We start from the raw sequence: 9,579 nt of genomic DNA, 5'->3' as shown, positions 1-9,579 counted from the left end.
CTTCTCAAGTTCAGTTACCTTCGCCTCCAAATCATTAACTTTAACTGTCAGGCTGTCAAGTTTGCTAACGAATTCGTCGATTTTCTGCTGGAACTGCGCCACATTGCCGGCTTTACAACCGCTAAAAATCATGAACGAAGCAAGCAAAACTAATCCAAGAAACAAAACTACATACCTCATTACCTACCTCCTTTTTTGCCCACGGTCCTTACTTGCTACTTACTAAATAAACAATCAAAAAACTTTTGTGTCAATATTTATTTTGTCGCTCACTACAAGAAATTTTGTTATAGCGGTTATCTTTCACATTCACCCGGCGGACAGCAAACGCAAACCTCAAACAAAACCGAGGAGGTCTCCGATATATCAACAGTTCTACTTCTACCCCCTCTAAGCTCTCTAATAAGTTTTGAAGCTTTCTTCTCGGTAAGGTTGGATATAACTCTGCAGACCCTATACTTTTCCGGACAGTAGCTGCAATCGCCCGCACAGAAAGTAAAGCCAAAATATGCTTTCTTACCTTCCTTTGCTGGTATATAGGTTATTTTAGCGCTTCCGACTTTATTTTCGTAAAATCTCCACACGCGCCCAGTTTTTTCGTCTGTTCCGCCGTCGCGGCTCCGCTTGAACAATCCTTTAAATTCCTTCTCGCCCAAGACGACTTTATAAATCTTGTCTATATCCCAGCTTTTTGGGAAACAAGCTTTAAGGTCGAATTCGTCACTTGATATTCTTATATCCAGAAGGATTTGGCAAATTTTAGCCTTTGTCCCATGAACGGGGTCGCTAACCTCAGTGCCGACCTTCGCCAGTATTCCACTCTCACAAAGCGAATTGGTTATTAGGTTAAAAACGGAACTGCAATCAAGTCCGTTCGATTGCGATATAAAATAGCTCGTATCCAGAAGCTCAACTATGTCATCAATAAGCTTTCGGCATTCGGGCCGTCCCACGGGAATGGTGAACTTTCTTTCTACGGTGTCGCAACTGTTGCTTAAAGTCGCTGTAACTTTGTATGTTCCATAGCTTGAGTATTCGTGCAGAAACTTGTCCTCGTGCCTTCTGTAATCGCTTTTCATGTCGCTTTTGGAAGATGTGGTTCCATCTCCCCAGTCGATGATTACCTCGTAGTTGTCACATATAGCGCTACATTTCCCGAAACCATATCTGTACACTATTTCTATGTTTCTTCTGTTCCATGTCCATGTCGATTCGTCGCACACATAGCGCCAGCTTATGCATCCCGTATCGATGTCTATCTCGGGCTTTATAACGATAGGCTCAGGGAAAATCACTTTTCGGCACTTATGCTTGGTGGTTAACTCTATTTTAGGGTAGGCAATCAGCGAGTCATTACAGCCGCTGTAGTGGTAAATCTTCGTCAGCGGGAGACCACCGCACTTAAGAAATTCTTCTCCTTTAAAGATTCCTGATGTGTCAAAGACAATGTTAGCTGCGCAAATCTCCTTCTCAGGCTCGATAACGAACTTAGCTTCGACCGGTGAGCATTTTCCTGATAATATCACTTCAGCTTTTACATCAAAATCGGGGCAATCGGCTACTTCTATCTCTTTTGTGCATCGGCATACACTGCCGTCTATACGCTTGAGGGCTACGCTTATGGTATGCTTTCCTGGGGTAAAAATGTTGGCTGGAAAATATCTGGTAACGCTGAACTCCGGCGTGCCCTTATAAACTATGCTGTCATCTATAGCGAAAGCTGTTATCCCGATGTTTTCGAGCTTTATCCCCGTTAGTTTGGAGAGGGAATCGGGCGGCAACGCTTCCGGGTCCCACATTATGTCGCTTTTAAGCGGAAGTTTGATTTTCGTCACTTTTTCTATGTCAACCACCGGTTCGCAGTATGTCGCAACAACCTTTATGTTCTGAGACCGATAGAACGAGGTAGTTTTTTCGTATTTTTCAGGGCAGCACACCATAGCGAATACCTCAAGCGAACAACACGGACAACTTTCCGTCACAGCCAGTGTCTCTTTTCTTCGTGCTTGTTCGGTTTCCTTCTTGGCTTTGGCGGGTTTTACCTTCGTGAAGGACATCGGTTGAGAACTTATCAGCTCCTTGTCATCGCAGTATATCCCAACCTGCCACACATACTTTTTACCATCCTCAAGCAGTGGCGCATCGGCAGGGTAGGCAAAATTGGTTTTTTTGATGCCTATTTGCATCAAAATTGGCGGATTACTGTTTATAGCCTCTTGCTTGGTTTGCCCTTCCTTTATCTCGGCTATTTTTATTCCATATGTGACGAACTTCTCTATTTCTCGTCTGGGATGTGTCCATGTGAATCGAGGTGTGCTGGTGGTGATTTTTGCGCCATCTTTTGGGCTCAATGGTCTGGGCGGGGTGCGGACAATGACCTCGTGCTCGAAACACTGCTTTGCCAGTTCTAATCCCGTCTCAGCATCAATGGCAGAAACACATATAGCATATTTACCCGGCGGGAAAGCACCTGTGCGCATTATATAACTTTCGTAATCCGGATGATACCACTCCTCAGTTAGCCCACCTATGTCCTTGAGTGACATTGAAAATTTACCTGCGCGAAGTATGAAATCGTTAGTGTTTGCGCGCGCTATGAGCCCTAATTTTGATTGTGTTATCTCAGCGTGAAGAAAAACCCTTACGATCCGCTCATAACGGTTATCGATTTGGATACGCCAGAGGTCGGACATCGTGAATTTATCCGTGGGCGGTGGTTGAACCTTTATTGAAAGCTGGGCAAAAATGGCTGTTGACGCAATGAGAAGAAAAAGAAAAGCTTTACGCATCTACTCCCCCCTTTATGTGACCCACAATTAAAGCTAATCTCCTACCAAGAATTTCACAAATAAAAATCCTTTTTCACAAAACAATCACTGCTCAAGGAATAGTAGAAGGATTTATGAATAAATCTATCCACGGAAGTTTGAATGTGAAAAACACGAAAAGGAATCCAGAGGCGACGACCAAAAATATTATCAACAACCTTGTATCCTTGCTCAGGGTAAGTTTCTGGATTTCTTGTTCTAACTGGGCGGCAAAGAGTGCTGCCGTGAATGTCGCGAGCAACGACCAGCTAAGGTCAACGAAAAGGCTTTTAGCTCGACCGTAAATGGCGGGCAGAAAATACCACAGAATAAAAATCAACCACGGCACAATTACGGCGGAAAGAAACCGCGAATACCAGAATTCTGCTTTGGATGCGGAGTCCGAACCCTTGCCTTTCGATGGAATTCTTTCCAGTGCGCTTGTGATGATATAGGACCAGAAAGCCATTTTAAGATGCTGAAAAACTGATTCGTTGATTCCACAAATCGGAATTAGAAATTTCCACCCTGTAAGCTCGTATCCGAAATGGAGAACGCTAAACACTCCTAAAAACAGCAAAGCCTTTATGTAAGTTTTCATTTAATACCTCTCCTCCCTCATCTTTAACTATTTCCAAGTACTAATTCTCTGAATCTTAGTGCGTTTTCAACGGCATAACCAAGAGCATCGTTGTTGAAGAATGCGAAAACATCGCGCCCCTCAGAAAGGTTCTGCCGAGCAAAAATAACGAAAGGCTCGAATTCCTCGTTGGTATAGCTTGAAGCGTACCATTGCTTTGAGCCGTGAAATCGAAGATATGTAAAGTCAGCAGTAACAACAAAAACGGGTTTGTATTTTGGAGAATCAGCAACGCAAAAAGCAACATTATGAGCGGTAAGCATCTGTCTTACTTTTTCGCTTCCGAGCAACTCCTCATGACGGAATTCCATAGCCACTTTGTGGTGCGGTTTTATCTCTGCAAGGTATTTGCCGAGAGCCTCTATGTCCCTGAATGATGGCGGAAACTGCATTAAGACTGGTCCTGCATGTTCACCAAGTATCTCGACAAGACCGAGGAATTTATGTAACAAAAATGTAGCACTATTTATGTTCTTGCTATGGGTTATTAGCTTCGAGGCTTTCAGGATGAAGAGAAAACCTTCTGGGGCATTATCCCGCCACTTCTGAACAGTGCTTTCCTTGGGCATGTGGTAGAATGTGTAGTTTATTTCGACGCAATCGAAGTGCTTGGCATAGAATTCAAGCCACTTGCTCCGCGGAAGTTCAGGGGGATAAAACTTGCCTATCCAATGGCTGTATGTGTAGCCTGATGTTCCGACCCAGAGTTTTCCGCTCATTTTAGTTCCCCCGCGGCAAATTTTCTAACGGTTTCATCGTCTGCCGTTTCGAGTTCCTGCGGGTCCCCAATCCAGTGTATTTTCCCATCGATAAGTATGACCGTTCTATGCCCTATTCTTTTTGCTTGCTCTATTTGGTGAGTAACCCATATTAATGGTATTTTTGATGACAGTCTGAGAAGCAATCTCTCTACGGTTTTGGTGGCGGTAGGATCAAGAGCAGAGGTCGGCTCGTCGAGAAGCAGTACCTCGGGTTCTGTAGCCAGCGTTCTCGCAAGGCAAACGCGCTGTGCCTCGCCAACTGACAGTTCGTCCGCATTCCGGTCGATGTAATCTTCGGGAAGCATAACCTCCGTCAAAAGCCTTTTTATCTGGTCCCTTTCAAGCTTGCTGTTTGCAAGTTTTATGTTGTATTCAACTGTACCTTCAAAAAGGACGGGTTGCTGAAAGACCATTCCTACCTTCCGTCGAAGTTGCCTTACCGGATATTCCGTGAGCGCCTTCCCTTTGAAAAAGATTAAGCCCTTTGTCGGGTCCATCAGGCGGTTCAAAAGTCTTAAGAGCGTCGATTTTCCAGAGCCAGATGGTCCCAGAAGCACCAGAACTCCCTCTGGCACTTCAAGATTCACACCTTTGAGGACGAGGTTATCGTTATAGCCGGCGTAAACTTCTTTGAGTTCGAATATGTTCATACTCCTATTAGTCCTGCACCTGATATTGATAGAGTTTCATAACAGTAGAATCAGTGCTGGTTTTGTAGATGACCATAACAGGACCAACATTGTCCCCGAGCCAGTAGAACACCTTGGCGATATTGACTGTGTCTCTCCCTATAGCGTCAACATTCAGCATGACATTAGAAGTTTGGAATTCGCCTGCTGGCACCATTATCTGCGTGTCGCCGACATATGAACCGTTGATCCTTATCAAGAGTCCCATTATCGTTGTATCCTGCGACCATATCGGAAATTCTTTAGGATTTTTTGGAGACGCTATTACATCGAGGTTCACGCCCATAAATGAGGCTTTTGTGTATATAAAAAGCGAATCCCTGCCGTAGTATGCGGAATCCACTAATACCTCTGCGGACTCAGGCGACGCTGAACGATACTTCTCGAGCACGAACCACTCAATAGAGCTGGTATCCTCAACGGCATGGCTTACGAGCCACTTTTCAAAGTATTCGCTTACCGAGTCAGCAGTGCCAGCTACTGTGTGTTTTTCGACGCTGAACATCCACCAGTTGTTGATGACGAGGGGGAAAAGATTCGGCTCTTTTGGTGTTGTTGGCGGATTTGCTTTGCGGCAGCCGGAGGAGAAAATGCAAAGGACGAACAAAAGAAAAATCAGAAGAAGTAATGTGACTTTTTTAATCATTTTGTTCCTTCTCCTCGATTTCTCTCAGTCTTTCTTCTAAAATTGAAATTTGTTGAGTTAAACTTTTTATTTTTTCATCTTGTTTAGTCACGATGACCGAGAAGTAAAGGAACAGCACAACGCCAAAAAATATCATTATTGGTAACAGAACAGATGGCGGATAATATATGCCTAATATTTTTGCGAGAAGTTCGAGAAGGTTTCCCCACAATGAGAAAATGAGCAGGAAAACGACTGATATAACCCATAACAAAGCGAATTTTTCTTTAATCATTCTTCTACGAACGAGCTCAAGCACTATTCCCAAAAGTCCCAAGGACGCGAGAAAAGACATCACTTGTATTCTTTTCATTTTTCCACCTTTCGCAACGCATGCATAAATAATGCAAAAATAACTTTAAGCATATAATGTAATGATTTCAAACCTTTTATGGAAGTTTTGCCGCCTTGTCTTGCTCTCATCACGACGGGAATCTCTTTTATTCTGAAGTTAGCCTTGTGTATAAGAATTATAACTTCGGGTTCGGGGTAATCCTCGGGATAATTTTTTGCAACGAATTCCAGCGCTTTCCTGTTGAATGCCCTGAATCCTGATGTGCAATCGGTAATTTTAAGACCAGTTAGTATTCTATAAACATGTTCGAATATTTTTATTCCGATTCTTCGGATTTTTGATGATTGAAAGCCCTCTTTTTTGAGAAAACGAGAGCCTGAGACTACATCTGCATCTCCAGCAGAAATAATTTCAAGCATGTAAGGTATGAATTTCGGGTCGTGTTGACCATCTCCATCAACTTGTATTGCTATATCATAACCTCGCATGACTGCAAATTTAAAACCTGTTTGAACGGTTGCTCCTATCCCCATATTAAAAGGATGTCTGATTACGAAGGCACCCGCTTCTTTAGCTTTATCAAAAGTGTTGTCCTCGGAGCCATCGTCAATAACGACCACATCAATATCAGGTACTGAATTTTTAATCTCATTCACCACCGCTGCCACAGTTTTCTCCTCGTTATAGGCAGGCACAACTGCTATTGCTTTAGGTTTTCCTACATCCCCACTCATACTTAATAAGCTTCAATGGTTTTACGCAGTCCTTCCACTATATCGACTTTCGGTTTGAAGCCAAGCGAAACAAGTTTACTTATGTCTGCCACAGACCTTGTTACATCACCATTTCTGGGCTCCCTGAAATCAAAAGATGGTTCCACACCTATCATATCCGCTATAATTTGAGCAAGCTTTATTATGGATGTTTCGGTTCCAGTGGCAAGATTTATTACGCCACAATATCTACGGTCGTATAAAAACCATAACGCATCTACGACATCCTTTACGAATATAAAATCGCGCGTTTGCTTACCGTCTCCAAATATTACAAATGGTTTTTTGCTTTTGGCACTTCTTATAAAGCTTGGTATCACCGCAGAGTACTTTGAATGCAAATACTGTCGAGGTCCATAGGCATTAAAGAGCCTTACTATAGTTATACTTGTTCCGAATTCATTCGCCCATAGGGTGCATAATTGTTCCGCAGCAAGTTTCGAAACTGCGTATGGGTTCATGGGCTTTGTTTGAGCAGCTTCATTTATCGGGAAATTTTGGCTGTCGCCATAAACTGCAGCTGATGATACGAATACGATGTGTTCTATCCCAAATTTTTTAGCATATGAAAGCACATTAGCTGTCCCAGCAGTATTAATGGATATGAATTTAGCCGGGTTACTGAAAGCCTCAAACATCGGAACCACTGCAGCGAGGTGAAATATGACAGAACAATATTGTAAACTGCTCTCCAAGGTCATACTGTTTTCAATACTTCCCACAACCAGCTTCGCTTTCGTTCCTTTAAGATTTTCTCGCCGTCCGGTGGAGAGGTCGTCAAGGACAACGACATCGATGCCTTTTTCCTCAAGAAGCTCGACCAGATGGGAGCCTATAAAACCTGCACCGCCTGTTACTAATGCCCTCATGTCACGATTTAATCCAAGAAGGAATTCTAATTTCTAACCGCGCGAAAAGAGTTCGGACAAATAAAGCTAATCCATTTATATCGGCGGCAAGAATTAGAGCGTTTTCGCTTTGTTATCGCACTATTTAACGAAAATAACCCGCTTCGTGGTTGCTGAGCTGTTTCCAGTAACCTTTATCACATAAACGCCGCTTGGAATTCCCTTTTCATCAGGTCGCCACACGAATTCATGCGTTCCGGCGGTTGATAGTTCGCCGAGCCTGTCCACAATGTGTCCAGCAATATCGCAGATTTTAACCTCGCCGCCGGGCTCAGCAACATATACTTTTATGTAGCACGCACTGTTAAACGGGTTCGGATAAATGCCTATGAAAGGTTTCTTCGCTTTGAGCTTTTGTTCCGAAATGCCGTAAATCGAGTCATACCACTCTCTATATTCAGGGTTCTCCGCAAGCCTAACATCATCTATATACCAACCTTTATGTGTTCCGTATCTATCCGAACCTAACTCGAAACGAATGAGAACCGACTCGTGACCTCTGGCAGCGTATATTGGTATAGTAGCTTTGTGCCAGTAATCGCCTGTTCCCTCGCCACCCCAAGCGGGTTGTCCACCCAGAATAGGATTATGTCCGCCGACCACTCCATCGTATCCCTCAACAGGATACATGAGTTGCCATGTGGCGCCCGAGTCCAGCGAGATTTTAACATTGCCACCGTCAAGAAGTATTCCTGCGAATTCCCCGTTGAATTTGTACCAGTGATAGAACGAAAGGACTGGATATTCCACACCGTAAAGTGGTATCTGAACTGTAAGTTTCCAGTCGGCATTGTTTGCGTAGTTGCCGCTTAAATTGGTCCCCCAGCAGAAAGAGTCTGAATATGCACTGTCCGGACCAGCAAGAGGACGTCCCCACTGCCAGCCATCAACAGGGTCAGCAACCATATCACCATTGTCCTCAGCAAAATCCGCAAAGTATAGTTCGGGGTTGAGTGTATCGATAAATATCAAAGTGTCGAATCTGTGTATTTCCACGCGGATAGAGTCTTTGGGAACAAATCTCGGACGCCAGAGTTTTATGAAATGCACACCAGTTACCACTGAGTCTATGAAGAAATTGCCTAATGAATCAGTCACAGCCTCTTTGCCAAGGTCTATTATCTCGACATGTGCACCGGAGTCGTTATCGAAATATCTAAGGTCGATGTTCCCTTTTATTACGCCGTATGCTTCGTGATAGCCAAAATCATCTATATACCATCCTTTATCGTTTACTGTGGCATCCGATACAAACCTGAACCTCAAGAGAATTTCGTTGTGCGCGTATGGTTGAAGGTTCACTGAGATATACTCCCATCTCGATATAGAGCCTGAGAATGCGCGTTCGCCAGCGAGCGGTCCTGAGGTCATCATGGTTGGATAACCACCTTCGGGTTCGACTATTATCCATGTCGCGCCATCGTCGGTGGATATTTCAATCACACCACCATCGTGTCCGGTCTGTGTGGAGTATATGTGCCAGAAATCAATAATAGGCCAATCAACATTTGTTGCGTCTATGTGTGGTGCGTTAAGTACCCAATCGGCATTGTTCGCGTAGTTACCTGACAGAATGGTAGCCCAGCATTTTATTGACGAGTGAGGCGGGAATATAGGTGGAACACCACTGGGAACACCCCATTCCCAACCTGTGTCGCCAGCGAAGTCGCCATTAAAATCCTCGAAATCAGTGAAATACGGCGGAGTAGCGGTAGGGACGGCGCGGATGCGTATCGCAAGCGAATCGTGGAGACAGGTTCCTGATGGTCCCCAGCTACATATCCTTATGCCGTCATCACCCGAAGAGTTTTCCCAGCCAATATTGGCTGTATGGCCGTTAAGACGAGTAACATCAAGATATTGGTATATTATCTCCTTCCGAGCAAAATTGAGTATAAGCTGAAAAGTCTCGAAATTAGAATAATGGCCAAACTCGGGCACTCTTATGTAAGATACAACGAACTTGTCGTCGAACTCCTTGTAGTAAACCTGCCCCGTATCTGACCTTGAGGGATTAAGGT

Annotated in this window: 10 protein-coding genes; all 10 read right to left on the bottom strand. The window is 44.0% G+C overall.

Translation table 11 applies throughout. The features are described from left to right. Nucleotides 1-180, bottom strand: a 180-nt coding sequence (locus J7J62_06845) for a hypothetical protein (protein ID MCD6124871.1), incomplete at its 3' end; no start/stop codon positions are given. A gap of 116 nt (nt 181-296) precedes the next feature. Beyond that, nucleotides 297-2,789 (bottom strand): DUF928 domain-containing protein, encoded by a 2,493-nt coding sequence (locus tag J7J62_06840; GenBank protein ID MCD6124870.1) that lies wholly within the window; start codon nt 2,787-2,789, stop codon nt 297-299. A 91-nt stretch (nt 2,790-2,880) separates the two neighbouring features. Beyond that, nucleotides 2,881-3,408, bottom strand: a complete 528-nt coding sequence (locus J7J62_06835) for a hypothetical protein (GenBank protein MCD6124869.1) — start codon at nt 3,406-3,408, stop codon at nt 2,881-2,883. 23 nt (nt 3,409-3,431) lie between these two features. After that, a complete protein-coding gene (locus J7J62_06830) occupies nt 3,432-4,166 on the bottom strand; it encodes a DUF72 domain-containing protein (GenBank protein MCD6124868.1) in 735 nt (244 codons plus the stop codon). Then, nucleotides 4,163-4,858 carry a phosphate ABC transporter ATP-binding protein gene (locus J7J62_06825; GenBank protein ID MCD6124867.1) on the bottom strand — a complete coding sequence of 232 codons (696 nt, stop codon included), beginning with the start codon at nt 4,856-4,858 and terminating at the stop codon, nt 4,163-4,165. Before J7J62_06825 ends, J7J62_06830 begins: the two co-directional genes overlap by 4 nt. Before the next feature lie 7 nt (nt 4,859-4,865). Then, on the bottom strand, nt 4,866-5,543 hold the full coding sequence (locus J7J62_06820; protein MCD6124866.1) for a hypothetical protein: 678 nt from the start codon (nt 5,541-5,543) through the stop codon (nt 4,866-4,868). Beyond that, a complete protein-coding gene (locus J7J62_06815) occupies nt 5,536-5,895 on the bottom strand; it encodes a DUF2304 domain-containing protein (GenBank protein ID MCD6124865.1) in 360 nt (119 codons plus the stop codon). The genes J7J62_06820 and J7J62_06815 overlap by 8 nt, the downstream gene beginning before the upstream one ends. Beyond that, nucleotides 5,892-6,611: a glycosyltransferase family 2 protein gene (locus J7J62_06810; protein MCD6124864.1), complete on the bottom strand. Its 720-nt coding sequence runs from the start codon at nt 6,609-6,611 to the stop codon at nt 5,892-5,894. The genes J7J62_06815 and J7J62_06810 overlap by 4 nt, the downstream gene beginning before the upstream one ends. A 2-nt stretch (nt 6,612-6,613) precedes the next feature. After that, on the bottom strand, nt 6,614-7,519 hold the full coding sequence (locus J7J62_06805) for an NAD-dependent epimerase/dehydratase family protein (GenBank protein ID MCD6124863.1): 906 nt from the start codon (nt 7,517-7,519) through the stop codon (nt 6,614-6,616). A 120-nt stretch (nt 7,520-7,639) separates the two neighbouring features. Continuing rightward, a partial coding sequence (locus J7J62_06800; GenBank protein MCD6124862.1) for a T9SS type A sorting domain-containing protein occupies nt 7,640-9,579 on the bottom strand: 1,940 nt, incomplete at its 5' end.

The organism is bacterium (assembly GCA_021159335.1).
Lineage (GTDB): Bacteria > UBP14 > UBA6098 > B30-G16 > B30-G16 > JAGGRZ01.
This window is presented reverse-complemented; position numbering and strand designations above follow the sequence as displayed.